Source organism: Acinetobacter sp. AOR12_HL (assembly GCF_027855275.1).
Classification (GTDB): domain Bacteria; phylum Pseudomonadota; class Gammaproteobacteria; order Pseudomonadales; family Moraxellaceae; genus Acinetobacter; species Acinetobacter baumannii.
This window is the reverse complement of sequence record NZ_JAKTIJ010000022.1, coordinates 48,523-73,712: the sequence shown is the minus strand read 5'-3', so window position 1 is coordinate 73,712 and position 25,190 is coordinate 48,523. Positions and strand designations below refer to the sequence as shown.

Here is a 25,190-nt window from a genome sequence, read left to right as displayed (position 1 = left end):
AGGCCTTACTTATTTTGCTCTGAGGTCATCGGTAAAGAAATTACCACCGTTTCTGCAGCAGGTGGCGAAAACATTCGTAATTGTGTCACAGCACGTGTACCAATTTGAGCAGTCGCACCAAATGTTTGTTGCTCAATCAATAAACGCCCCCATTCAGCATTGAGGTCATCACGTTCACGCATATAAGAGCTTAACTCTCTATAATCATGACGGTATTCAAATACTTGAAATACCACCATCATGGCACTGATAAAAACCAATGCCACCATGACTGCATATACCACAACTTTTTTGACCACTTTATTTTCTGTGGTTTCGATTTCATCACTGCTTTTCATTACGCGCCTTTTTGTTCCAAGCGTTCAGCAACCCGAAGCCATGCACTACGTGAACGTGGATTCGCTTTTACTTCTTCTTCACTCGCACGAACCCGTGAAATTTTCTTTAATCTTCTCGTATCAACCTGCTGTTGAGGCATCCCCCAACCAGAATCTTCTGCTAGAGTTGATTCTTTTTGAATAAACTGTTTGATCAACCGATCTTCAAGCGAATGGAAGCTGATCACAGACAAACGCCCTTTTGGTTTAAGCAAGTCTACAGCTTGCGGTAAAAATACTTCAATATCATCTAGTTCTTTGTTAATAGCAATACGGATTGCCTGAAACGTACGTGTCGCCGGATGTTTATGCTTTTCCCATTTTGGATGGGCTGTTTTTACTATTTCAGCCAATTGCGCCGTAGTATCCAATTTTCCGGCCTGCTTAATTGCCCTAGCAATACGGCGACTATATCGTTCTTCACCATATTGATAAATGATATTTGCCAAATCTTCCTCTTCTACCTCAAGTAACCATTCGGCAGCAGTCAATCCCTTAGAGTTATCCATACGCATATCTAACGGGCCATCTTGCATAAAGCTAAAGCCGCGTTCAGCCTGGTCGAGTTGAGGAGAGGACACACCTAAGTCTGCCATAATTCCATCGACACTTTGCACCCCAATTTCCTGCATTTTTTCCTTAATATCAGCAAAACTTGCATGAATAATCGTAAATCTTGGATCTTCTTGTGCTAAAGCAGCCGCAACTTCCAGAGCTTGAGGGTCTTTATCAAAAGCATATACTCGGGCGTTTTCATCGAGTTTCGACAATAACAAGCGCGTATGCCCACCTCGTCCAAAGGTTGCATCGATATACACCCCAGTTGTGCGATCTGCCAATAAGCTTTCAACGGTCTCAAAAAGTAAGACAGAAATATGCGACATAGGAGTTAAATCATAGCGTAAAAATGTAACTGCACATTATCACCTTGTTTATGGCTAACACCAAACGGCTTTTTGTAGGAAAATATTAATTTTTCATAGAGAAAACCGTTTTCTTTTCATTTTTTAAGCAAAACAAAAAAGCAAGCTCACCTTTTCAGGCTCACTTGCTTCACTATAAAAAAGTAAACTAATTTTTAAACTTCTACTCTACCAAAATTTTATCTACTGCTTTCCATCATAAATCTGATCAAAGATGGCTCCATTGGCAAAATGGGTTTTCTGAGCTTTTGCCCAACCGCCAAAAACATCATTGATCGTAAATAATTTAATTTTTGGGAATTGTGCTGCATATTTAGCAGCAACTTGAGGATTGCGAGGACGGAAATAGTGTTTAGCAGCCAACTCTTGACCTAAAGGTGAGTATAAAAAGTTGAGATAACCTTTTGCCAAAGTACGGTTACCGTCTTTGTCGACTGTTTTGTCAACAATAGCAACAGATGGTTCTGCCAAAATTGAAATTGATGGGTAAACAATTTCATATTTATCTTTATCGAGACCTTTCGTTGCCAATAGTGCTTCGTTCTCCCAAGAAAGTAGAACATCTCCAATTCCACGCTCAGCAAATGTAGTAAGCGAGCCTCGTGCTCCCGAATCTAACACCTTAACGTTGTGATAAAGTTTTTTAACCAGCTCTTTGGCTTTAGCATCATTTCCACCCGGCTGCTTTAAAGCATATCCCCATGCAGAAAGATAAATCCAACGCGGTGCCCCACCCGTTTTTGGATTAGGCGTAATAATTTCGACACCAGGTTTAGTTAAATCATTCCAGTCACGAATATTTTTTGGATTGCCTTTTCTTACTAAAAACACAACTGTAGAGGTATACGGTGCAGAATTATTAGGGAATTCTTTTTGCCAGTTTGGCTGGATAAAGCCTGCTTTTACAATTTCATCAATATCATTGGCTAAGGCTAAGGTCACCACATCTGCCTCAAGACCAGTTGCCACAGCACGAGCCTGTTTTCCTGAGCCCCCATGGGATTGTTTAAAATCCACATCCTGTCCGGTACGTTGTTTCCAGAACTTTCCAAATGCCTGATTATATTCCTGATAAAACTCTCGAGTTGGGTCATAAGAAACATTTAAAAATGTAGTCGCCGCCTGCACAGCATTTACTGCTAACCCCATATATGTAGCGACTGCAATTATTGCTATTCTTTTCATTTATAAAAACCAATTTTACTTTTAACGTCTACTATATTTTTATTTTTTTAGTTTTCAATCAAATAGTTATATAAATAAATGTTTTACTAATCACTTTAAAAGATATAGTTAACTCTAATTTTTCCTTCTCCTTTTTGAAAAGTTTTGTAATTATTCTTATAGTTTATTTATAGTCTTCACTTTATCTACACATTAATTTGTTAAATAATGAGACGTAATGGATACACATAGGCTACATTTAAAGGTACCAGCGTAAAATAAAGGTATTTTTTGTAAAAAGTGTGACATAGTTCTACTTTTTTATTAAAATTTATGTTTGAATCGTAGCGTTACCGTAATTTTACATTTGGTTAAACTCAAAAAATAGACGAAATGTACTGAGGGGATGAACAGAAAATGAAAATTCATTATGGAAAAGCTTTAGGCTTGGGTTTGGTGCTTAGTTTTGCATCGCAACTATCTACAGCAGCCGTACTGAAAGATACACCAAGTAAAAGTCTTTCAGATAAACAGTCTTCACTTATTGAAAAAGCTTTAGATCAGCAAAAACGTAACACTATTGTACTTCCATCAACAGATGATGAGTTAAAAGTACTTAATACTATCCGTGTTACACCAACTCAAAACTTTCTTGCAGCACAGCATGAACGTTTTTCACGTTTTGTTCAGGCAATCTTCCAGCCGCACACTTCTTAATATTTGAAACGACCCCTCATCGTTTCAATTTCAGCCCAGACTGTCGTTAAATAAAACGTCAGAATACTGGGCTTTTTCGTTATAATAGTTCCAATTTTTATTTTGACCCATTAACTATGAAAGTTCGTACTCGTATTGCACCGTCTCCTACCGGTTTCCCACATGTTGGTACTGCCTACATCGCCCTATTCAATATGTGTTTTGCGAAACAGCATGGCGGGGAATTCATTTTAAGAATTGAAGATACAGACCAGCTTCGCTCTACGCCAGAATCTGAAAAAATGATTTTAGACTCTCTACGCTGGTTAGGCTTAAATTGGTCTGAAGGTCCGGATGTAGGTGGTCCTCATGCTCCTTACCGCCAATCAGAGCGTATGGGAATTTATAAGCAATACGCGTTAGAACTTGTTGAAAAAGGTCATGCTTTTTATTGTTTTGCTACAGCAGAAGAACTTGACCAAATGCGTGCCGAGCAGCAAGCTCGTGGCGAAACACCAAAATACGATGGTCGTGGTTTAAAGCTGTCTCAAGAAGAAGTAGCTCGACGTCTTGAAGCGGGTGAACCTCATGTTATCCGTATGAAAGTGCCTGAAGAAGGCGTGTGTAAATTTAACGACTTACTCCGTGGTGAAGTTGAAATTCCTTGGGCACAAGTCGATATGCAAGTGCTTCTTAAAACAGATGGTTTACCAACTTACCATTTAGCTAACGTTGTTGATGACCATTTAATGGAAATCACGCATGTATTACGTGGTGAAGAATGGCTTCCGTCTGCACCGAAGCATCAATTGCTTTACCAATACTTTGGTTGGGAAATGCCAACGCTTTGCCATATGCCGTTGCTTCGTAATCCGGATAAATCAAAGTTATCTAAACGCAAAAACCCGACCTCAATTAACTACTACCGTGATATCGGCGTTTTACCAGAAGCCTTACTCAACTATTTAGGCCGTATGGGTTGGTCAATGCCGGATGAAAGAGAAGTTTTCACATTACAAGACATGATGGATAACTTTGATATTCAACGCGTATCACTAGGTGGGCCAATTTTTGACGTTGAAAAACTCAATTGGTTAAATGGTCAATGGATTAAAGGGTTAACCCCAGGACAACTATTAGACCGTTTATTGACATGGAAAAGTGATCGCAGCACTTTAGAAGACATTGCTGCCGCTATTCAACCACGTATTAATTTACTTTCCGAAGCTGTAAATTGGGCTGGTTTCTACTTTAACCATATGCCACAAATTACGGCTGAAATGTTTGAAAGTAAAAAATTGACTCAAGAGCAAGTTCGTCAAAGTTTACAATTCGCAATTTGGCGTCTTGAAAGTCAGTTTACTTGGAATAACGACACAGTTAGTCAAACTTTAATGGATTTGGCAAATCAAATGGGCATTAAATTACGTGACTTCATGCCAACGTTCTTTATTGCAATTGCTGGCTCAACAAGTTCAACACCAGTTATGCAGTCAATGGTTACGCTTGGCCCTGACTTAACCTTTGCTCGCTTACGACATGCACTAGAAATTGTGGGTGCACCGAGTAAAAAAGAGGTAAAAAACTGGGAAAAGCTTAATGAAAGTTTAAAATTGCCGAAAAATGAAGCAACTAGCGAAGCTTAATTCATTTTTTTATTGACGTGTGAGCGCATTCACCCTAATATTGCGCTCACACAAACTGGGGTCATAGCTCAGTTGGTAGAGCGCTACAATGGCATTGTAGAGGTCAGCGGTTCGATCCCGCTTGGCTCCACCAAGCTCCTTTGTGTTTGCCTCATCAAGTCCCTATCGTCTAGAGGCCTAGGACATCGCCCTTTCACGGCGGTAACCGGGGTTCGAATCCCCGTAGGGACGCCATTTTCTATTTTAAAAATTCCTTTTAAAGACTCTATCGTCACCTTCCTGTCTATTCTTTGACTGCTTCTTGATTGCACATTTGTCTATTTTATCTAAAATAGCGTCTTTCTCAAATTCTCTCAATGTGTAATATGCAGCCATCTGACAAACAACTAGATGCTCAGCATCAGAACAGTACTGCACCTTTAAAAAGAGCCATGAGTACCCGCCACCTTGTCATGTTATCGCTAGGTGGAGCAATCGGTACTGGTTTATTTTTGGGTTCAGGGGAAGTCATTTCACAAACTGGACCTATTGGCGCAATTATTGCCTATATTCTTGGGGGTGCAATTGCTTACATGGTCATGCTCTGTTTAGGCGAGCTGGCTGTACATATGCCCGTTTCGGGTTCTTTCGGCGCATACGCTCGAAAGTACATTAGTCCAAGTACAGGTTACATGATTTCATGGATGTACTGGCTAACATGGACAGCAACGCTAGGAACCGAGTTTACCGCCGCTGCTCTACTCATGCAGGAATGGTTTCCACAAATCTCAATGTGGATCTGGACACTTATTTTTGCAGTAACTATTTTCGGGTTAAATATCAGTTCAACCCGAGTATTTGCCGAGTCAGAGTTCTGGCTAGCGCTAGTTAAGGTCATTACCGTTATTGCTTTTATTGTGCTTGGATTATTAGCAATTTTTGGCTTAATTCCTTTCCACGGCGCTCAAACTGCTCCATTGTTTAGTAATTTAACTGCCCAAGGTTGGTTCCCACACGGTTTTCTTCCTATTTTCACCACTATGCTCATTGTCAACTTTGCTTTCTCTGGAACAGAGTTAATTGGCGTAGCTGCTGGCGAAACTAAAGATCCGGCTCAGAATGTCCCTAAAGCGATTAATGCTGCAATCTGGCGTCTTCTTATCTTCTTTGTAGGCACCATTATTGTAATTAGTGCATTACTTCCTTTCCAACTTGCTGGTTTAGGTGGTGACAACGTAAGTAATAGTCCTTTCGTTACCGTATTTAATTACATCGGTATTCCATATGCAGATGACATCATCCGTTTTGTTATTATTACTGCACTACTCTCAGCCGCAAACTCGGGATTATATGCAGCTTCACGTATGATGTGGTCTTTATCGGAGCAAAAACTCCTTCCGGGTGTATTTGCAACACTTTCAAAAAGCGGAACACCTATTGTTGCTTTAGTTGTAACGATGTTCGGCGCAATTCCAGGCTTATTATCAGAGCAATTTGCTCCTGAAACCATCTTTAAAAACTTGTTAGGTGTTGCAGCTTTTACCATGGTTATTGTCTGGATGAGTATTTGTTTAAGCCAGTTCAATTTCCGTCGTCAATGGTACCGTTCCGGGCATACAATTAGCGATTTAAAATATGCAGCACCGTTATTCCCTATCGTTCCAATTTTAGGTTTTCTTTTCTGCTTTATTACCTGTTTAAGTATGGCAGCAGATCCTGAAATGCGTGCTGGCTTTATAGGTTGCTTAATTTTTACTGCCTTGTGCTATCTCAGCTACTTTATTTTCTATCGAAATAAAGCTTAAGTGTTTGTAATTTAAAAAGTGTAGCAAAAAGCTACACTTTTTTTTGCTTAGAGACTGGCTTTATATAATCTACCGTTGTAGATTTAAATTTATATTAAAAAACAATTCCTTGTATACAATGAAAATTATATTTATCCATGGGATGAATCAGCAGAATTACACAGCACATCGTTTAAAAGAGCACTGGCTAAAAGTATTTAAACTGGGCTTAAAACAATTGCACTGTAGAGTTAATTTAAGAGATCTACATATACATATGCCATTTTATGGCGATTTAATGACGAAGTATCAATTATCCAATCAACTTGATCTTAATACTTTACTTCCAAAAACTTTTAACTTTCATTTACCCATCCATTTACATCATCAGCCATCAACACCCAAGGAACATACTCCTTTTATACCCCATCTTCCTCTTTCACCCGATCAACCAGCACAAAGCTTATCAGAGCGTTTATATTTAACTTCACAGTTGGTGAAAGATCGCGTTCTTAAGGAAATGGTGGTTCTTTTAAATAATTTTCCGAAATTACATGAAAGCTTAATTCAGCAATTCTTGATTGAAACTTATATGTACTTATCTAATCCTGATTTTATGTATGAGGTTCATCAAAGAATTTTAAAACAAATGCATGATGATGAAGATTGTATTGTAGTCGCCCACTCTTTGGGTTCTGTGATTGCCTATCATTTATTATCAGATCCTTCCTATCAGTTTTCAGTACAGCGCTTTATTACCTTAGCATCCCCTCTTTCTTTTCGCGTCATACAAAGCAAACTCCCCACTCCCATTGAACGTCCTAAATGCTTAAAGGGCGACTGGTATAACTTTTATTCTAAAGATGACTTTTTAACCGCTTTTCCATTAAGTGAAGCACCTTTTAATTTTAATCCCCCCATTATTAATCAAGAGATTTTTACTTTTGCCAACCAACCTCATGAAATTGTCGGTTACTTACAGCATCATGCTGTGGTAAAAACAATTATTGAGCCTTTCCAATAAAAAATATCTATAAACGTATATATTTTCTACAATTTGAGTTATTTTTAAGCGCTTAACTGATTTTTTTAATATTTCTTCAGAAAACTATTTGACACTTTTATTAAATCGACCTAATATACGCCCACCTCTGAAACGTCCCTATCGTCTAGAGGCCTAGGACATCGCCCTTTCACGGCGGTAACCGGGGTTCGAATCCCCGTAGGGACGCCAATATTTTTCAGATGTATGCCTCATATAAGTCCCTATCGTCTAGAGGCCTAGGACATCGCCCTTTCACGGCGGTAACCGGGGTTCGAATCCCCGTAGGGACGCCAAATTCTAAAAAGCCACTGCATAACGACAGTGGCTTTTTTCTTATCTAGACAATAAAAAAGCTGATCATAAACCAGCTTCCCGTCACACTTATTTAATTTGCGATTCCAACTTGAACTTCTAGACGGCCTGATTGAACACGTAGTCCTTTTATTTCGAACTGATCTACCAGTTGCTGCACAAGCTCACGACTTTCTCTTAAAATATTGAGTCCCGGTAGAATACTAAAGTCGGTTAAATTTAAAAGTTTTTCTACCATCCATGAACGGTTATTAATGAAATCAATAAAACCTGCTTGCTCAAGGTCAATGAACCACATGCGATGACCATCACGCTGAATACCCGGAATATCACGAATCAAATGATTAATCAGCGATGGAATAGGCAACATATTAATCACTTCAAAACCTACTCGACCAATACGGCGAACAGCCCAATTCGATAATGTTCCACCATGACGTATTTGCACATCCAGACTTTCATCCATTTGGCGTAAGCGTAAGAACTTTTCTTGTCCAATGCGACATTCCAATACTCGAAAATCTAAACTTAAGCGATATAGGAAACGGTGATAGTGCCCATCGATTTCAACCTGAAACCGATCATTGCCACATTGAACTTTAATATCATCAATTTCAGAACGATCTATGCGTTTACGAATTTGACTGTTTAATAGCATTTCAGGCAAATACAAATTCAAGGTACTTTTACCTAGAAAAGTACGTGCCATGATTAAGGCAACCTGTCTTGCAGTTTCACTTGTTTCAGACACCATATCTCTGACAGTCCCTGCTGCCAGGTTGGTCATGCCCACCACTCCACGCTTTGTATGAGAGGTCACCTGATCCAAAGCATCTAAGGCTGCATCAGCAACTTCAGCAAGATTACGTGTAGTATCACTAGCAAACCCGACGGCGTCTTGCGCATGCTGTAATGTTTTATGCAGCAAACGGCGTGAGAATGACAGTTTTATAGGGTCAGGATTCCCTGAAACTGTTGATGTCGTTGTAGGCTTCGACTTATTGTCATCTTCTTGACCCAAGTCCCTCTCCTTTTTATATTTCTTTCACATCCTATTAATGAGCATTTCAGCTCATTTCCAGTGTTGGACACACTTGGTTTTTATCTAGATTAGCATGCTCTACAGCATTATTTTAATTTTTATGTGTACGCATAAATCATCGTTTTTTTATATACCCTTGTTTCAAAAAAGTATTTTATATCGGATATTCACCTCAACTTTTTTAATCAGCTACAAATTTTTTTCTTTCTTTGCATTTCCGTTAGAATAGATTCAAATTTAATGTGGAGCTGTCATGCAATATCGTTGCCCTCAATGTCAAAGTGTTAAAATTATGCCGGTGAGCCAAGGTGTTAATAGTGCTAAACCTGTTGTGCCTAAAAGCTTAGTGATTTTAGTTCCTGCCATTTTTGTACTTTTACTCTTGGTTGTGATTAGTATTTTTATGTGGATTTTTGGCAATGGTGCAGGCAGCTCTCTTCAAATTGCAACAGTAGTTGCATTTGTGGTTACTGTAGGCGCAGGTTTTATGTTCTGGCGCGATTTGCCTGATTTTAAATTATCTATGCAAGCATTTATGCAGTCACAAAAACATTGGAAATGTCGTGACTGCAATCATGAGTGGGAAATTTAAAACTATATTCACATCAGCTTAATGCTGATGTGAATGCGTCTTGTCATTTTCGTTATGCTCGTGTGAAGCATGTTGAGCAATATGCTGACAGTTGATCTCAGCATCATCTTCAATTTGCAATGTCACTTCACCAATACCATGCTCATGAGAAAGCATTTCAACTGCATCTTGATAGAGCTTATTACGGTCAGCTTCAGGCGCAAATAAGTGCACGGTTAAATGGATATTTTTAGACGTAATTGCCCATACTTTGAGTTGGTGAATACTCTCCACACCATTTAATGAAAGTAAATCTGCACGTAGCTTTTCAATATCGACTTCTTCGGGTACACCTTCGAGCAAAATATTAATACTTTGTTTAAGTAAAACCCATGTTCTTGGCAACACCCAAAATCCAATCAGTACCGCAATAAGCGTGTCAATCCAGTACCAATTAGTGAAGTAAATAATAATTGCACCAATAATAACGCCAACTGAGCCTAGTGCATCACTCAATACTTCTAGATAAGCACCTTTCACATTTAAGCTGTTATTGGCACTCGACATAAGAATTTTCATTGAGATGAGGTTTATTACCAAACCAATGGTCGCCACAATGAGCATACCTACACTTTGAATTTCAGGTGGCTGCGAAAAGCGGATATAGGCTTCATATAAAATATAAATTGCCACCACAAAAAGCATAAGTGCATTAAATAAAGCGGCCAGAATTTCAAAGCGCTGATAACCGAAAGTACGTTTATTATCGGCAGGGCGTTTAGAAATCTGTATGGCAACCAAAGCAATTGCTAAAGCAGCTGCATCTGTAAACATATGTGCAGCGTCAGAGAGCAATGCCAAACTTTGTGTGATTAAACCTGCAATCACCTCAACAATTAAGAATGTCGTGGTAAGCGCCAAGGCAATCGTTAATTTTTTAGCATTACCTTCAGTCACTACAGCATGACTATGATCATGACCATGATGTCCACCCATTTTGCGGACTCCTTTTTATTTATCTTTATGGTGAGTTAAAAGTAACGATGAAGACACCTTTACCTTTAACTCTTACAAACACTTTTTCGACTTAAATTTTGTAATCAAAAAAGATATCTCAAATCGATGGCATTATGAATGCTCAACACTTTTCATCTTGTCTTCATTCATCCATCGATAAATGACCGGTAATAAAACCAAAGTTAATATCGTAGATGAAATAATGCCACCAATAACCACTGTTGCCAAAGGCCGTTGAACTTCTGCACCAGTTCCTGTTGCCAAAGCCATTGGAATAAAACCAAGTGAAGCAACACAAGCCGTCATGAGTACCGGTCTTAAACGTAAGATCGCCCCATTCCACGTGGCTGTTTGAATATCAAATTTTTCTCTAAGCTCTTTAATAAAGCTCAGCATTACCAGACCATTCAAAACAGCGACGCCGGATAAGGCAATAAACCCAACACCAGCTGACATGGACAGTGGAATATCTCTTAGCCAAAGGGCAATCAGACCACCCGACAAAGCAAACGGCACACCGCTAAACACGAGTAAGCTTTCTTTCACATTATGGAATACAGCCATGAGCAGAATGAAAATCATAGCAAGCGCCAATGGAACAACTATTTTCATTCGTGCAGCAGCTGAAGCTAAATTTTCAAATTGACCGCCATATTCCAACCAATAACCCGCTGGCAGTTGTTCTTTTGCGAGTGTTGTTCTTAACTCTTGAACAAATGACCCTAAGTCACGGCCTTCTACGTTCGCAGTAATAATGACACGGCGCTTCCCATTTTCACGTCCCACCTGATTTAGGCCTGAGGTACGTTCAACTTTAGCTACATCTTGAAGTTGGATAAGTCCACCATTTGGCAACTGAATCGGAAGTTGAGCTAAGTTTTGGATGGTACGCTGCTGGTCTTCTAGGCGAATTTCAAAATCAAATCGTCTATCGCCTTGTAAAATCTGTCCAACATTTTGTCCACCAACACTTGCAGCAACAATATCTTGAATAGCTTTGGCTGATAATCCGTATTGCGCGGCCAGAGGACGATTAATTTCGACACTCAGCACCGGTAAACCGCTAGTTTGTTCTACCTTAACCGCGGTAGCTCCTGAAATTTTTTGTACTTTCTGAGCGAGTGCCTGTGCCTGCTCATTGAGTACTTGCATATCGTCGCCAAAAATCTTGACGCCAATATCACTACGAATCCCTGAAATTAGCTCATTAAAGCGTAGCTCAATCGGTTGAGAGAACTCACTGTTATTACCCGGTAAGGTTGCCAAGAAAGCTTCCATACGTGAACGTAGCTCACCTAGCGTCTCTTTCGGGTTTGGCCATTGATCATGCGGTTTAAGCAAAATGACCGCATCAGAGATATTCGGCGGCATCACATCAGTTGCAACCTCAGCTGTCCCTGTTCGAGCAAAAACAGCTTTCACTTCTGGAAAGTTTTTCAAAATGAGCTTTTCAGTATTTTCCTGCATTCGCAGTGATTGCTCGAGACCAGTACTTGGTGAACGCATTTGCTGCAGGGCAAAGTCACCTTCACTGAGCTGCGGAGCAAATTCACTACCCATTTGGGTAGCTAATACACCTGTGAGAACTAAAATACTTAATGCAAAACTAACGACCACAATTTTAAGTTGATAAGCCTGATCGAGAATATTTTGATATTTCTGCTTTAAAAGCTGCATCCAACGTGTTTCTTTTTCTTTCACTTCACCTGTAACAAAAAGAGCAACTGCCGCAGGTACAAATGTCACAGAAAGAATCATGGCACCCAATAATGCCATCACCACTGTCATCGCCATTGGATGGAACATTTTGGCTTCAACACCAGATAGGGCAAAAATAGGTAAATAGACCACTAAAATAATCATTTGCCCAAAAATCAGTGGGCGACGGGCCTGTTTTGCTGCAAGGAAAACTTCTTTGAATCGTTCAGACCGCGTAAGAGGCCGATGTAGAGCATGCTGTGCTTCTGCCAGACGTCGAATACAGTTCTCTACAATAACCACAGCACCATCTACAATAATCCCGAAATCAAGCGCTCCTAGGCTCATTAGGTTGGCACTAATATTTTGCTCAGCCATACCTGTCAGGGTAAATAACATCGAAAGTGGAATAACGCAGGCTGTGATTAAAGCAGCTCGAAAATTTCCTAGAAAAATAAATAAAATCACAATAACCAGAATTGCGCCTTCTACAAGGTTCTTCTGTACGGTTGCAATTGCTTTATTTACTAAACTCGTCCGGTCATAAACCGTCTCGATTTCTACCCCTTTAGGCAAGGTAGATTGTATTTCCTTAATTTTGGCATCAACCGCCTGAGCAACTGTACGGCTGTTTTCTCCCATCATCATCATGGCAATGCCAAGAACCGTTTCCTCACCGTTGTAAGTTGCAGCCCCTGTTCTTAAATCATGTCCAATAGAGACATTCGCAACATCAGCCACGCGGATCGGCAAACCATTTTTGGTACTTACAGTAATGTTTTGAATATCTTCAACACTATTTAACATGCCCGGCACACGAACGGTGAGTTGCTCTCCGTTTTCTTCGATAAAACCTGCACCGCGATTTTCATTATTTTCTTGCAGAGCAGTTTGAAATTCATTGATTGAAATTTGAAGCTGCTGCAAACGTTTTAAATCAGGTGACACAATATAGGTTTTATTGTAGCCACCGATACTGTTAATTTCGGCCACACCTTTCACACGCTGCAATTGAGGACGCACAATCCAGTCCTGAATTTCACGTAAATCCATGGCTGTATAGGCCGTGCCATCTGCTTTCTTAGCGCCTGTTTTTGCTTTTATCACCCATTGGTAAATTTCACCTAAACCTGTAGAAACAGGAGACATGACTGGATCAACTGATTCGGGTAGTTGGCCATCCGCTTCTTGTAAACGCTGGTTAATCAGTTGTCTTGCCCAATAAATATCTGTCCCATCTTTAAAAATGATGGTGACTTGGGAAAGCCCATAACGAGAAATAGAGCGAGTTTGTTCCAGATTTGGAATTCCTGCCATCGCATTTTCAATAGGATAGGTAATCCGCTGTTCGACCTCTAAAGCGGTATACCCATTGGCTTGAGTATTAATCTGGACTTGGGTATTGGTAATATCTGGAACGGCATCAATAGGGAGTTTTTGATAACTCCAAATGCCAACACCAATCCACGCCAGAACAAATAGCATGACCCAAATAGCATTTTGAATAGCAAACTGAATAACTCTGTCAAACAGTCCTTCTGGCTTGGGCAGCTCAGGCTTATTAATGTCCATGCTCAGCCTCTCCTTTTTCCAATTCGGACTTCAGTAAGAAGCTGCCTTCTGCAACATAGCGCTGGCTTGGATTTATTCCTTTTACAACTTCAACCCATTGACCATCTTTAGAACGTTGGCCCAGCTGTACAGTCACAGGTTCAAACTCAAAACCTGTTTTGACCATTTTTGGTGTAAAGATAACGTCTTTACCTTCGACTTGTTGAACTGCTTGCGCTTTTACACGAGTCACTTTTTGTGTTGATCCTGCATTTAGCTCAACATTAACCATCAAGTTTGGACGCAGCTCACTGCTATTTGCCAAAACTTTGGCACGCACTTGTAAGCGTCCAGTCTGAGCATCTGCCTCTGTTGTTAAACTTTGAACCTGAGCAGAAAATGTATTCCCAGTTTGTAAAGATTTAAATTCAATCTGTTGATTTGGCTGTACATTGATATTTGCATTGCTTGGTAAAATAAATTCCAGCCATAACCGATCAAGCTGATTAATAATAAAAAGCTGATCTGCTAACTGTACGTTTTCACCCACTACAATATCTTTATTACTCACGATACCCGCAATTGGCGCTGTTAAGGTATAACGCCCTGCTGAACCAGAACCTGCCCCGAATGCACTTAAGCGCGAGCGAGCTGCTTTAACCTGAATTTGTGCTTGCTGATAGGCGTTATAAGCTCGTTGATAATCTTGTTTCGCAGAAATTCCTTGAGACCATAAGCTACGTTCACGCTCATAGTCCTGACGTGCTAACTCAAGATTAGACTGGGCTATTTGCAAATTGGCTTGCTGATCGACTAAATCTGGCACTAATAAGCTTGCAAGTGTCTGGCCTTTTTTAACTTGTTGTCCTAGTTCAACATATACCGCTTCGACACGACCACTAAAACTTGGCGAAACATGGGCTTGGCGGTCAGTATTGACTACTAGTTTGGCTGGATAAGTCTGAAGTTGAGGAACTTCACCTAGTTCAGCTTGTTCAATTTTTAAATTTTGTTCCTGCATTTGCTGAGCAGTGAGTAGTAGTGGTTTTTCTCCCTCATCATGGTGTTCTTCACCCTCTTCTTCAGCATGCCCGTGGCCTTCCGATGGTTCCGAAGAATTAGATTTATTTTTTGAATTTAAAACGAGTAAACCAATTAATATTGCAGTAATGGCAGCAATTACTCCAACCCAAAGCCATTGAGAATTTTTCTTTAAATTTGCCGACATTATTATTCTCCTGCCTGAGTTGGGAATGTTTGAGCTTGTTGCCAAGCACGTTGATTAAGTTGCATTAAGGCATCTTTCGCCATGATCTGTTCTGGCTCTAGCCCAAGACGTAAACTTTGAATTTCAATTGAATTTTGCCAAGCCTGTTTTAATAGCTCGACTTTACGTAAGCGCACATCTTGCAACTGCATTGTGGCTTGCTGCACATCGGTAACCGCAAACTTACCCAAACGGAAACCTTGCAATGTTTTTTGTTGAACCTGTACGGCAAGAGGAACTTGCTGATCATTTAATTGCTTGAACTGAATATGTAAGCCTTTTAACTCTGACATCAGAGTTTCAATATCCACTTGATTCTGCTGTCGATAAAAGCTCTGTTGTCGTTGAGACAGCTCTTGTTTGGCCTGAGCAATCTTGATTCCGTATTGTTGACGATTAAAAAGATTTAAAGGAATTTCCACCCCTAAGCGGATTTGATTTTCCGTACGCTGCTCTGGAGAACGAGTGTTATTCACCCCCAAAGTTACCGTAGGTTGTGGCCTTGCTTTTGCCTTAAGCTGTTGAATAGTGGCTTGCTGCGCAAGAGCATCTAGTTGAAAAGAGCGCTCTAGCAAATTGTTTTGCCGATCTTGACCAGTATCTACATCCGCTGCCAATACCCACAGCTGATTAGAGCTTTGAGATAGTTGGATCTGATTTGAATCACCGCCCCATAAGTTGGCCAGTTGCTGTTTAGCAACTTGTAGTTTCAAATCGACCTGCTGATATAAACGCTGGTTTTCCAAGTGAGACATACGTACTCGATCTACATCAACCTGAGCAATACTCCCTGCCTGATAACGCTTTTCCGATGCAGACAAGTTCTCTTGGCTAACTGCTAACTGTTCTCCAATGAGAGACTTTTCAAGTTCAAGCAAGGCCACTTGTGACCAGAAATATTTAACTATTAACTCAAGCTCAGCCTTATAACGTTGTTCGGCCAAGTCAACCTTTGACATTTCTACTTTAGCTAAATGCTGTGCGGCCTTACGCTGCCCAAAAATATCTAAAGGCTGAGAGATGCCAATCGCGAGTTCTTTTTCTTGGTCACTCTGCAAACCTGTTTGCTCAATAGAAAGACTTGGATTTGCCCATAAGCGACTTTGTTTTAATTGCGCCTCAGCCATTTGCTGCTGTGCCTGCCAGACACCTTGTTGAGTTTGATAGCTTTGTGTTCGCGCTAATGCCTGTTCAAAACTAAAAGCTGCTTTTTGGGTATAAGAGCCCTGTTGAATATCAGAAGCAGCATTTGCCATTTGTCCTGCCAATAACATAACAATAGACAGGCTTGAGATAGTTACAACCTTTTTCAACGTTATCTTAACGTTACAACTCAATAAGTCGGGATGGCTCACCCGATTTAAAAAAATAGAAGACATGTTTTAGCCCCGCAATAAATAAAAGATGCGGTGGGCTTTTTTTGGCTACCCCACCTATAGCGGGGTTAAAACAGGAGGCGGTTTTAAGGCACTAAGATGTGGAGACTGGTAAGAATTGGACCAATGATAAATTTGTGAAAGTTCATGCACATGCAAAACAGGGGTTTGAGCTTGTTTTGCAACTTCTGTCATGACGACATGAAAACATGTCGGTAAATGATCATGATGGTCTTGTAAGTTTAAAGGTGCTTTATGAGCAGCGTCTAAAGTCTCAGTATGTTCAACATGGGTATGTGAAGACGTTTGATATACATTTAAAGCTGCATGATGACCAAAATGATGTAGTGCTTTTTCTTGATTTTCATGCGCGCAGAAAGCCGCTGCTATATTCCATAAACTCTGGAATATAAGCAAACAGAATAAGACGGACATGAAAATTGCAGAACGTGGCAACAGTACACCATGGCTGTTAGAAATTGCACGAAGCAACTATAGCAGGCGAGCTACATGTAATAAAATTACAAAACGTTGATTTATGGGTTCCATTCTTAACCCATATCTTTCCTAAGTTTTTTAAAAATAATTTTTAAGAGTAATGTTCATGTATAAAACATTGACCACTTGCCTACTAGTAACTTGTCTTGGCTTAAGTGGATGTGCAACTTCTATTTTATCGACTGCCCTGCCGAATGAGACGACTGAGGTCCAAACAACTATTTTAAAAACAGATCAAATTATTGCACTTGGGCAAGCCGTTAAAAACCAGCAAGAACAAGGCGTCGTATTTATAGGTCAAGACTTTAATTATTTAATGACCGAAGGAAGTTCGGAATTTTTAAATATCATTAAAAATATTCCTGTAAATCAAAGAACTTTAATTATTCCATCTCCTCTGCTACTTGAAATGGATGATCCTACGCATTTTCATGGTGAACTCAAGTTTCAATACAATATTCCCGCTTCAAAACTCTCTGATCAACAGAAAGAAAATTTAAAAAATTTAGGGTTTAAAAATCATTTTATGGTTATGGAAAACCAAACACAGCTTTTATATCCTTACGCTATTATTCGTTTTAAAGGCCAAATTTATCAAACCAGTCCTACTTTAAAAGTTCAACAAACGATTCCAACTCCATATCCAATCGCCTTACAACAAAAAGATGAAATTACCAAGAAACATCCGTTTAAACGTGTAACGCGTATGGCGCTTTATCCTTTAGCGATGGCATTTGATATAGTGACGGTAGCCCCTTCTCTCATCTTGTCAGATTTACGAGGTGACTTTACTAAATAAGCACCCTTACTAATCTAAAAACAAAACCAGCCCTTAGGCTGGTTTTGTTTAAGAAAATTTCTTTTGTTTGATATTTATAAATTTTCTCAATTTTTTTATTTTGAATAATCATTTGTTCTTAAACTTTTTAAATTCTATTTTCATGTTTGTATACCAATACTTTTATAGAAATTTCGCTAAGCGTAAAAACACGTGTAACTTTTATGTAAGCTAAAACTTCATCATTTTTCATCCAAATGCGCTATATCAGATTTACAAAAAATAACATAAGATTTTCATATAAGGGACTAGCTTAAAAGTGTGAGTCAATTCAATCAAATTGAGGAACAAGGGGAGACTGTCATGAATATGAAAACAATCAAGCATGGGCTTAATCACTTGTTTGCCTTTGAAAACTTACCAGCCGATATGCATTCACAAGCTGAGGATGAAATTGAACAAGGCTTACGCTTTGAAGAGTTAGCCATACAAGATCATGAACGTATGCAGAATTGGTTAGATATTACCCCAAATGACCGCAATGCGATGTGGTGCTACCTCCGTGCAGCTTTAAGAGGTAATGCTGACGCTTCCTTTAAACTTGGTATTGGCTATTTAAATGGTCAATTTGGTTTAGATAAAAACTACACTGAAGCTGAAAAGTGGTTAAACAAAGCAGCAAGTCAGGGACATCCTGATGCTGAACGTTGCTTACAAGAAGCTTTTAGTAAAATTGCCTTCTAACAAAAAACCAGCCCTTAGGCTGGTTTTTAAATTTAGCAGTAATTAACCGCTAATTTTTTTGTATTTCTTGCGATGAGGTTGGGCGTCGTCACCTAGCTTAGCACGGCGATAAGCTTCAAACTCGGTATAGTTACCTGTATAGAACTCTGGTTGCTCATCTTCAAATGACAAGATATGAGTCGCAATACGGTCAAGGAACCAACGGTCATGCGACACAACCATGACTGTACCCGGGAATACCAAAATTGCATCTTCAAGTGCACGTAAAGTTTCTACGTCCAAGTCGTTTGATGGCTCATCCAGTAAGATAACGTTTGCACCTTGCTGTAAAATTTTCGCAAGTTGTAAACGGTTACGCTCACCACCTGACAATTCACCTACGCGTTTTTGCTGATCTTGGCCTTTAAAGTTAAAACGACCAATATAAGCACGTGATGCAATTTCATAATCGCCCACTTTCAAGATGTCTAAACCGCCAGAAACTTCTTCCCAAACAGTTTTGTTATCATCTAAAGTGTCACGAATCTGACCAACATAAGCAACTTTAACTGAATCACCAAGTGTTACAGTACCGGTGTCAGGTTTTTGCTCACCTGTCATCATACGGAATAAAGTCGTTTTACCGGCACCGTTAGGACCAACAATACCTACAATTGCTGCTGGTGGTACGGTAAATGACAAGTTTTCGTAAAGTAAACGATCACCAAATGACTTGCTGATATTTTCTACTTCAACAACCTTGTTACCTAAACGTGGACCAGGTGGAATATAGATTTCAGAGGTCTCATTACGCTGTTGGAATTCGCGTGAGTTAAGCTCTTCAAAACGCTCCATACGCGCTTTGTTTTTCTTTTGCTGACCTTTCGCATTTTGACGAACCCATTCAAGTTCTTTTTTCAATGCTTTAGCAAAAGATTCTTCTTGTTTCTGCTCTTGTTCTAAACGAGCATTTTTTTGCTCCAACCAAGAAGTATAGTTACCTTGATAAGGAATACCGTGTCCACGGTCAAGCTCCAAGATCCACTCGGCAACGTTATCTAAGAAATAACGGTCGTGCGTAATCGCCACGATTGTGCCAGGGAAATCTTTTAAGAAACGCTCTAACCAAGATACAGACTCTGCATCCAAATGGTTCGTTGGTTCGTCAAGAAGCAACATATCTGGTTTAGAGAGCAATAAACGGCAAAGTGCTACACGACGGCGTTCACCACCAGAAAGCTTAGTTACATCTGCATCCCAAGCTGGAAGGTTCAAGGCATCTGCCGCGATTTCAAGCTGGTTGTTTAGGTTATGTGCATCCCAAGCATGGATAATTGATTCTAATTTTTCCTGCTCTTTTGCAAGCGCATCAAAATCAGCATCTGGGTCTGCATATTCTGCAAATACCTGATCAAGACGCTCTAAAGCATCTAAAGCTTCACGCACACCATCTTCAACGTTACCACGAACGTCTTTAGTTGGATCAAGTGGCGGTTCTTGCTCTAAATAGCCGATTTTAATTCCAGGTTGTGCACGAGCTTCACCAGAGAAATCTTTATCTACGCCAGCCATAATACGAAGCAAGGTAGACTTACCCGCACCGTTCAAACCGAGAACACCAATTTTGGCACCCGGGAAAAATGATAAAGAGATGTCTTTTAAGATTTCGCGCTTTGGCGGAACCATCTTAGACACTCGGTTCATCGTATAAATATATTGGGCCACGCAGGACTCCTCAATTGAAAAACCAATACATCGCAAGACGCGACAAAATAATCGCGCGTATTATACGATGAAAACACTAATGACTTGAAGTTATGATTTCCATCGTACGGATTTATCAAACAATTTTCTTTTTCAATAAGTTGCAAAATGTTTATGTATAAGATTTATACAACGTTTCAGCGTATATTTTTCTATCTATATTCCTAAAATTGGATAACAAACCAGAATTTCTGCAATTTTCTATATAAATTTTAAGCTAGACTCGCTCAATATTTAACTCACGAAGATGAAGTAATCATGACTTATAAAGATGAAACCTTAGCCATTCACGCAGGCTACACTCCAGAAGCAACCACTAAAGCTGTTGCAGTCCCTATCTATCAAACAACTTCGTATGCATTTGATAACACACAACACGGTGCCGACCTTTTCGATTTAAAAGTTCAAGGCAATATCTATACCCGTATTATGAATCCAACCACAGCCGTACTTGAGCAGCGCCTTGCTGCGTTAGAAGGCGGTATTGGGGCATTAGCTTTGGCATCGGGAATGGCAGCTATTACTTACGCAATTCAGACCATTACTGAAGCTGGAGATAATATTGCCTCAGTCTCAACTTTATATGGTGGAACGTACAACTTATTTGCTCATACCCTGCCAAAACAAGGCATTGAAGTTCGCTTTTTTGATTATCAAAAGCCTGAAAGCTTACGTAACTTAATTGATGATAAAACTAAACTTGTTTTTGTTGAGTCAATCGGCAATCCGCTTGGAAATATCATCGATCTAGAAGAAATTTCGAAAATCGCCCATGAATATGGCGTACCTGTCGTTGTTGATAATACAGTCGCTACCCCTGCTTTATTAAAACCATTCCAATATGGCGCCGATATCGTCATACATTCTTTGACTAAATATATTGGTGGTCATGGCAATAGTATTGGTGGTGCGATTATCGATAGCGGTAAGTTTCCTTGGGGTAAATATCCGGAGCGTTTTAAGGTATTGAACACGCCAGACCCAAGCTATCATGGTGTGAACTATGTCGAGGCATTAGGTGAAGCTGCCTATATAGCAAGGGCTCGCGTTGTACCATTACGTAATACAGGCGCAGCTATTAGTCCGCTCAGTGTTTTCTTAATTTTACAGGGACTAGAAACGCTTAATTTACGGATGGAACGCCATACTGAAAATGCACAAAGAATTGCGGAATATTTGCAAAATCATCCGAAAGTAAAATGGGTCAATTACGCAGGCTTAAAAGATCATCCACAACACCAACTTGCGCAAAAATATGTAAAAGGTAAACCTTCTGCAATTTTATCTTTTGGGGTTCAAGATGGCCGTGAAGGTGGTACTCGCTTCATTGATGCTCTCCAGCTATTTACCCGCCTTGTGAACATTGGTGATGCGAAAAGTCTGGCGTGTCACCCTGCAACCACAACTCACCGCCAACTCAACGAACAAGAACTAAAAGCTGCTGGTGTAAGTGAAGATATGGTCCGTCTTTCAATTGGTATCGAGCATGTTGATGACCTAATTGCCGATTTAGAACAAGCACTTTCATCTGTATAAATTTTAAACTCATCTAACAAGCCTCTGGAATATAGAGGCTTTTTTATTTTCAAATGATTTATCTATTAAGAATAATTAATGGATTAGGGTAATAATTTAGAGTTTTTACTCTAAATAAATTGTTAAATTTCATATATTTACACACTAGACAATTTTTAAACATCTATTAAGATAAGGCAATATTTAGGAGTTCATCAGGATGAACCAACGGTTGTAAAAATAAAAATTACATACCGGAATAAATAGCCCCTGCCCCTACTTAGGTAAAAATGCTGTGAATAAAAAATTAGAAGCTCTGTTCCAGGAAAAGGTACAAGGTAAAGTCATCTTAGTGACAGGCGCCTCAAGTGGAATCGGTTTAACGATTTCCAATAAACTTGCTGACGCTGGTGCGCATGTTTTACTGGTTGCCCGTACTCAAGAAACATTAGAAGAAGTCAAAGCAGATATTGAAAGCCGTGGCGGTCAGGCATCAATTTTCCCATGTGATCTGAACGACATGGAAATGATTGATCAGGTTTCTAAAGAGATTTTAGCTTCTGTTGACCATATTGATATTTTAATTAATAACGCAGGTCGCTCTATTCGTCGTGCCGTTCATGAGTCTTATGATCGTTTCCACGACTTTGAACGTACTATGCAATTAAACTACTTTGGCGCTGTACGTTTAGTGCTCAATATTTTGCCTCACATGATTCAACGCAAAGATGGGCAAATTATCAATATTAGTTCGATTGGTGTATTAGCAAATGCAACCCGCTTCTCGGCTTATGTTGCTTCTAAAGCTGCGCTTGATGCATTTAGCCGTTGTCTATCAGCAGAAGTTCATGCACATAAAATTGCAATCACTTCAATTTATATGCCTTTAGTGCGTACACCAATGATTGCGCCGACCAAGATTTATAAATATGTACCGACTCTCTCACCTGAGCAAGCAGCCGATTTAATTGCTTATGCGATTGTGAAACGTCCAAAACGTATTGCAACTAACTTAGGCCGTTTGGCTTCTATGACCTATTCAGTGGCCCCTGGCATTAACAATATGTTTATGTCGATTGGTTTCCGTCTGTTTCCAAGTTCAGACGCCGCAAAAGGCAAAAAAGCTGAAAAACTTAACTGGGTGCAAAAAGCATATGCACGCATTTTCCCTGGTGAGCATTGGTAATTTAAAATATTCAGCAAGCTTAAATAAAAAAGCGCCTCATGGAAGGCGCTTTTTTTATTTGGTTCTATTTACGCATCTAAAAATTCGACATGCCCTGTTTTAACATCGTAAATCGCACCAACAATCGCTATTTCACCACGATCCAGTAAGTCTTTAAGTACCCTACTGTTATTAATAATATATTGGATATTGTAGTGAACATTCATAGCAGTTACCTGATTTACGAAGGTCTTGTTTAATTCACGGGGTTGCATAATGTCATATACACTTTCTACCGAATGCATGAGCGGACCAAGCACATATTGAATATGCGGCATCTCTTTGACATCGGAGATTTGCTTTTGCTGTAAGCGTAACTGACATGCACTAGTCACTGCACCACAGTCAGTATGGCCTAAAACTAAAATGACTTTTGAGCCTTTGGCCTGACAAGCAAACTCAAGCGAGCCTAATACCTTTTGACCTGCAATATTACCTGCAATTCTTAAACTAAATAGATCACCAATACCCACGTCAAAAATCATTTCAGTTGGAGCACGTGAGTCCATACATCCCAAAACAGCAGCAATTGGGTGCTGGCCTTCATCTGCAGTAACACGAATTTGGCGATAAATATCACGTTGCAAGCGCTCATTTTTAACGAAACGTTCATTTCCTTCTTTAAGTAAAGTAATGACTTGCTGTGGACTTAATTTACGTTGTAAATCTCTCGTACTAATGTAGATATCCAGTACTGCATCATCTACCTCTTCATAGTGCTGCTTAAATCCAATAAGCTTAAGGTCGACTTGGCGTTTAACTGCCGTCTCATTTTGATAGTCTTGAATGACTTGATAAATATCCGGATCAATCGAATCACATTGAGTGGCATCAATAATCAACTGCTGATCTTTATGAACATGTTCCAAGGCAGAAATGAGTGCGGAACGATTCAGAAAAGTCACTTGTGAAGGAAGTTCAATACGCGTCACGATTCCATGTAAATGCTTTTCTTTATAAACACGAACGCCTTTATTGAAGTTGCCATATAAAATAAATGCACTACTGGTAAATAGCCCCACCAAGATTCCGGTTAATAAATCTGTCAGCAAGATTGCAACCAAGGTAATAATGAATGGTAAAAACTGTCTCCAACCTTTTTGGTAAAGCTGTTTGAATAACTTTGGATGAGTCAGTTTAAAACCAGTCACGATCAAAATTGCTGCAAGTGCAGACAAAGGAATCATGTTCATGAGTGGGACAAAAAATAGAATTGCAAGCAGTAACAACACCCCGTGAATAATGGTTGAGCATTTACTACGTGCACCTGTATTGGCATTTACAGAACTCCGGACAATCACTGAGGTCACTGGCATTCCGCCAATTAAACCCGACACAATATTACCTGCTCCTTGCGCCCATAACTCACGATTAGGTGGAGATGAACGCTTTTGAGGATCAAGCTTATCGGCCGCTTCTAAATTTAGTAATGTTTCTAAAGATGCCACGATCGCAAGTGTAATGGCTCCGGTATAAATTAATGGTTCAGCTAAATAGCTAAAGTCAGGAAAAACCAATACCTCTTCTGGTGCTTGTAATATATTTGGTAGTTGAATCAAATTATTACTTTGCACAGCCCATGAAGAACCGATACTTATTAAAACAAAGTTAAAAACTGCTGCGAGTACCACGGCAATTAAGGCAGATGGCAACGCTAACTTTTTAAGTGAGCTACTGTCCCAAGCTAAAATTAAAAATAAGCTCAACAGTCCAATCAATGCTGCTCCAGCATCAAATTTTTGGATAAACGTATCCGGTGTAGCAGTCCAAACTTCTTTCCATGAAAAATCAGTCAACCCAAATAAATAAGGTAACTGTGTCACAATCAGAATGGCACCAATGGCTGCCAATAATCCTAAAATGACATTGTTTGGAATAAAGTTGGCAAAGAAACCCAACTTAAATACACCAAACAGAATTTGTAAAATTCCTGCAAATACAATACACAATAAAAAGGCGGCATAATTGCCGCCTAATTGATCGAGTTGTACAAGGATGACCGCAGTCAACCCTGCTGCTGGGCCAGAAACGCTGATGTGAGAGCCACTCAGCAGGCCAACAATAATTCCACCCACTATTCCAGCAATAATGCCAGAAATAATTGGAGCACCTGAGGCTAAGGCAATACCCAAACATAAGGGTAAGGCCACGAGAAATACGACCACTCCCGAAAGGAGGTCGTTTACGTGAAATCTATTTTTCAGTTCTAAAGCCGGCATAAAAACAACCATTTATAATA

At 39.7% G+C, this 25,190-nt stretch carries 20 protein-coding genes and 4 tRNA genes; 13 read left to right on the top strand and 11 right to left on the bottom strand.

What is annotated here, in order from left to right; translation table 11 throughout:
- Positions 1 to 5: 5 nt before the first annotated feature.
- The 3 genes from ftsL to MKL36_RS11025 form a co-directional block, all read right to left on the bottom strand.
- Entirely contained in the window at positions 6 to 338 is a 333-nt protein-coding gene (gene ftsL / locus MKL36_RS11035) for a cell division protein FtsL (protein WP_000842465.1), read from the bottom strand.
- Positions 338 to 1,261 carry a 16S rRNA (cytosine(1402)-N(4))-methyltransferase RsmH gene (gene rsmH / locus MKL36_RS11030; protein WP_000018346.1) on the bottom strand — a complete coding sequence of 308 codons (924 nt, stop codon included), beginning with the start codon at positions 1,259 to 1,261 and terminating at the stop codon, positions 338 to 340. Before rsmH ends, ftsL begins: the two co-directional genes overlap by 1 nt.
- A 222-nt stretch (positions 1,262 to 1,483) precedes the next feature.
- Positions 1,484 to 2,485 carry a sulfate ABC transporter substrate-binding protein gene (locus tag MKL36_RS11025; RefSeq protein ID WP_024437238.1) on the bottom strand — a complete coding sequence of 334 codons (1,002 nt, stop codon included), beginning with the start codon at positions 2,483 to 2,485 and terminating at the stop codon, positions 1,484 to 1,486.
- A 396-nt stretch (positions 2,486 to 2,881) separates the two neighbouring features.
- Here MKL36_RS11025 and MKL36_RS11020 point away from each other — a divergent pair, with 396 nt between their 5' ends.
- From MKL36_RS11020 to MKL36_RS10985, 8 genes are all read left to right on the top strand, one after another.
- A complete protein-coding gene (locus MKL36_RS11020; RefSeq protein WP_000690903.1) occupies positions 2,882 to 3,181 on the top strand; it encodes a hypothetical protein in 300 nt (99 codons plus the stop codon).
- A gap of 116 nt (positions 3,182 to 3,297) precedes the next feature.
- Positions 3,298 to 4,806: a glutamate--tRNA ligase gene (gene gltX / locus MKL36_RS11015; protein WP_000868422.1), complete on the top strand. Its 1,509-nt coding sequence runs from the start codon at positions 3,298 to 3,300 to the stop codon at positions 4,804 to 4,806.
- A gap of 57 nt (positions 4,807 to 4,863) precedes the next feature.
- A tRNA-Ala gene (locus MKL36_RS11010) sits at positions 4,864 to 4,939 on the top strand.
- Positions 4,940 to 4,964: 25 nt separating this feature from the next.
- A tRNA-Glu gene (locus tag MKL36_RS11005) sits at positions 4,965 to 5,040 on the top strand.
- 131 nt (positions 5,041 to 5,171) lie between these two features.
- Positions 5,172 to 6,590, top strand: a complete 1,419-nt coding sequence (locus MKL36_RS11000) for an amino acid permease (protein ID WP_001183124.1) — start codon at positions 5,172 to 5,174, stop codon at positions 6,588 to 6,590.
- Positions 6,591 to 6,708: 118 nt separating this feature from the next.
- Positions 6,709 to 7,593, top strand: a complete 885-nt coding sequence (locus tag MKL36_RS10995) for a hypothetical protein (RefSeq protein WP_004644145.1) — start codon at positions 6,709 to 6,711, stop codon at positions 7,591 to 7,593.
- 134 nt (positions 7,594 to 7,727) lie between these two features.
- Positions 7,728 to 7,803: transfer RNA gene (locus tag MKL36_RS10990), tRNA-Glu, on the top strand.
- 28 nt (positions 7,804 to 7,831) lie between these two features.
- A tRNA-Glu gene (locus tag MKL36_RS10985) sits at positions 7,832 to 7,907 on the top strand.
- A 92-nt stretch (positions 7,908 to 7,999) separates the two neighbouring features.
- Here MKL36_RS10985 and MKL36_RS10980 read toward each other — a convergent pair.
- Positions 8,000 to 8,947, bottom strand: coding sequence for a hypothetical protein (locus tag MKL36_RS10980; protein WP_000529525.1), 948 nt, complete (start codon positions 8,945 to 8,947; stop codon positions 8,000 to 8,002).
- 274 nt (positions 8,948 to 9,221) lie between these two features.
- On the opposite strand from MKL36_RS10980, the gene MKL36_RS10975 reads away from it, so the two are divergent.
- Positions 9,222 to 9,560 (top strand): hypothetical protein, encoded by a 339-nt coding sequence (locus MKL36_RS10975; protein WP_001200011.1) that lies wholly within the window; start codon positions 9,222 to 9,224, stop codon positions 9,558 to 9,560.
- Positions 9,561 to 9,578: 18 nt separating this feature from the next.
- On the opposite strand, the gene MKL36_RS10970 is transcribed toward MKL36_RS10975, so the two are convergent.
- From MKL36_RS10970 to MKL36_RS10950, 5 genes are all read right to left on the bottom strand, one after another.
- On the bottom strand, positions 9,579 to 10,535 hold the full coding sequence (locus MKL36_RS10970) for a cation diffusion facilitator family transporter (RefSeq protein WP_086374081.1): 957 nt from the start codon (positions 10,533 to 10,535) through the stop codon (positions 9,579 to 9,581).
- 132 nt (positions 10,536 to 10,667) lie between these two features.
- Complete coding sequence (locus tag MKL36_RS10965) at positions 10,668 to 13,826, bottom strand: efflux RND transporter permease subunit (RefSeq protein WP_086374080.1); 3,159 nt, start codon at positions 13,824 to 13,826, stop codon at positions 10,668 to 10,670.
- Complete coding sequence (locus MKL36_RS10960) at positions 13,816 to 15,033, bottom strand: efflux RND transporter periplasmic adaptor subunit (protein WP_021510165.1); 1,218 nt, start codon at positions 15,031 to 15,033, stop codon at positions 13,816 to 13,818. Before MKL36_RS10960 ends, MKL36_RS10965 begins: the two co-directional genes overlap by 11 nt.
- A 2-nt stretch (positions 15,034 to 15,035) precedes the next feature.
- Positions 15,036 to 16,451, bottom strand: a complete 1,416-nt coding sequence (locus MKL36_RS10955) for a TolC family protein (RefSeq protein WP_086374079.1) — start codon at positions 16,449 to 16,451, stop codon at positions 15,036 to 15,038.
- Between the two features lie 54 nt (positions 16,452 to 16,505).
- Positions 16,506 to 16,904 (bottom strand): cation efflux protein, CzcI-like, encoded by a 399-nt coding sequence (locus MKL36_RS10950; protein ID WP_001138085.1) that lies wholly within the window; start codon positions 16,902 to 16,904, stop codon positions 16,506 to 16,508.
- Between the two features lie 148 nt (positions 16,905 to 17,052).
- On the opposite strand from MKL36_RS10950, the gene MKL36_RS10945 reads away from it, so the two are divergent.
- Together MKL36_RS10945 and MKL36_RS10940 are read left to right on the top strand one after the other, a co-directional pair.
- A complete protein-coding gene (locus tag MKL36_RS10945) occupies positions 17,053 to 17,745 on the top strand; it encodes a hypothetical protein (RefSeq protein ID WP_002068920.1) in 693 nt (230 codons plus the stop codon).
- Between the two features lie 342 nt (positions 17,746 to 18,087).
- Positions 18,088 to 18,468: a tetratricopeptide repeat protein gene (locus tag MKL36_RS10940; protein ID WP_021510167.1), complete on the top strand. Its 381-nt coding sequence runs from the start codon at positions 18,088 to 18,090 to the stop codon at positions 18,466 to 18,468.
- 42 nt (positions 18,469 to 18,510) lie between these two features.
- On the opposite strand, the gene ettA is transcribed toward MKL36_RS10940, so the two are convergent.
- Complete coding sequence (ettA, locus tag MKL36_RS10935) at positions 18,511 to 20,172, bottom strand: energy-dependent translational throttle protein EttA (RefSeq protein WP_000090021.1); 1,662 nt, start codon at positions 20,170 to 20,172, stop codon at positions 18,511 to 18,513.
- A 297-nt stretch (positions 20,173 to 20,469) separates the two neighbouring features.
- Between ettA and MKL36_RS10930 the strand changes: the two genes are divergently transcribed.
- Both MKL36_RS10930 and MKL36_RS10925 read left to right on the top strand, forming a co-directional pair.
- Positions 20,470 to 21,747 (top strand): O-acetylhomoserine aminocarboxypropyltransferase/cysteine synthase family protein, encoded by a 1,278-nt coding sequence (locus MKL36_RS10930; protein WP_000221152.1) that lies wholly within the window; start codon positions 20,470 to 20,472, stop codon positions 21,745 to 21,747.
- A gap of 274 nt (positions 21,748 to 22,021) precedes the next feature.
- On the top strand, positions 22,022 to 22,912 hold the full coding sequence (locus MKL36_RS10925) for an SDR family NAD(P)-dependent oxidoreductase (protein WP_001035486.1): 891 nt from the start codon (positions 22,022 to 22,024) through the stop codon (positions 22,910 to 22,912).
- A gap of 68 nt (positions 22,913 to 22,980) precedes the next feature.
- On the opposite strand, the gene MKL36_RS10920 is transcribed toward MKL36_RS10925, so the two are convergent.
- Positions 22,981 to 25,170 carry a bifunctional SulP family inorganic anion transporter/carbonic anhydrase gene (locus MKL36_RS10920; RefSeq protein ID WP_021510168.1) on the bottom strand — a complete coding sequence of 730 codons (2,190 nt, stop codon included), beginning with the start codon at positions 25,168 to 25,170 and terminating at the stop codon, positions 22,981 to 22,983.
- Between the last annotated feature and the right edge of the window lie 20 nt (positions 25,171 to 25,190).

Excerpts from the sequence above, each read along its gene's own strand:
- ftsL (WP_000842465.1), bottom strand. The coding sequence starts at position 338 with ATGAAAAGCAGTGATGAAATCGAAACCACAGAAAATAAAGTGGTCAAA.
- rsmH (WP_000018346.1), bottom strand. The coding sequence starts at position 1,261 with ATGTCGCATATTTCTGTCTTACTTTTTGAGACCGTTGAAAGCTTATTG.
- MKL36_RS11025 (WP_024437238.1), bottom strand. The coding sequence starts at position 2,485 with ATGAAAAGAATAGCAATAATTGCAGTCGCTACATATATGGGGTTAGCA.
- MKL36_RS11020 (WP_000690903.1), top strand. The coding sequence starts at position 2,882 with ATGAAAATTCATTATGGAAAAGCTTTAGGCTTGGGTTTGGTGCTTAGT.
- gltX (WP_000868422.1), top strand. The coding sequence starts at position 3,298 with ATGAAAGTTCGTACTCGTATTGCACCGTCTCCTACCGGTTTCCCACAT.
- MKL36_RS11000 (WP_001183124.1), top strand. The coding sequence starts at position 5,172 with ATGCAGCCATCTGACAAACAACTAGATGCTCAGCATCAGAACAGTACT.
- MKL36_RS10995 (WP_004644145.1), top strand. The coding sequence starts at position 6,709 with ATGAAAATTATATTTATCCATGGGATGAATCAGCAGAATTACACAGCA.
- MKL36_RS10975 (WP_001200011.1), top strand. The coding sequence starts at position 9,222 with ATGCAATATCGTTGCCCTCAATGTCAAAGTGTTAAAATTATGCCGGTG.
- MKL36_RS10970 (WP_086374081.1), bottom strand. The coding sequence starts at position 10,535 with ATGGGTGGACATCATGGTCATGATCATAGTCATGCTGTAGTGACTGAA.
- MKL36_RS10965 (WP_086374080.1), bottom strand. The coding sequence starts at position 13,826 with ATGGACATTAATAAGCCTGAGCTGCCCAAGCCAGAAGGACTGTTTGAC.
- MKL36_RS10960 (WP_021510165.1), bottom strand. The coding sequence starts at position 15,033 with ATGTCGGCAAATTTAAAGAAAAATTCTCAATGGCTTTGGGTTGGAGTA.
- MKL36_RS10955 (WP_086374079.1), bottom strand. The coding sequence starts at position 16,451 with ATGTCTTCTATTTTTTTAAATCGGGTGAGCCATCCCGACTTATTGAGT.
- MKL36_RS10945 (WP_002068920.1), top strand. The coding sequence starts at position 17,053 with ATGTATAAAACATTGACCACTTGCCTACTAGTAACTTGTCTTGGCTTA.
- MKL36_RS10940 (WP_021510167.1), top strand. The coding sequence starts at position 18,088 with ATGAATATGAAAACAATCAAGCATGGGCTTAATCACTTGTTTGCCTTT.
- MKL36_RS10930 (WP_000221152.1), top strand. The coding sequence starts at position 20,470 with ATGACTTATAAAGATGAAACCTTAGCCATTCACGCAGGCTACACTCCA.
- MKL36_RS10920 (WP_021510168.1), bottom strand. The coding sequence starts at position 25,170 with ATGCCGGCTTTAGAACTGAAAAATAGATTTCACGTAAACGACCTCCTT.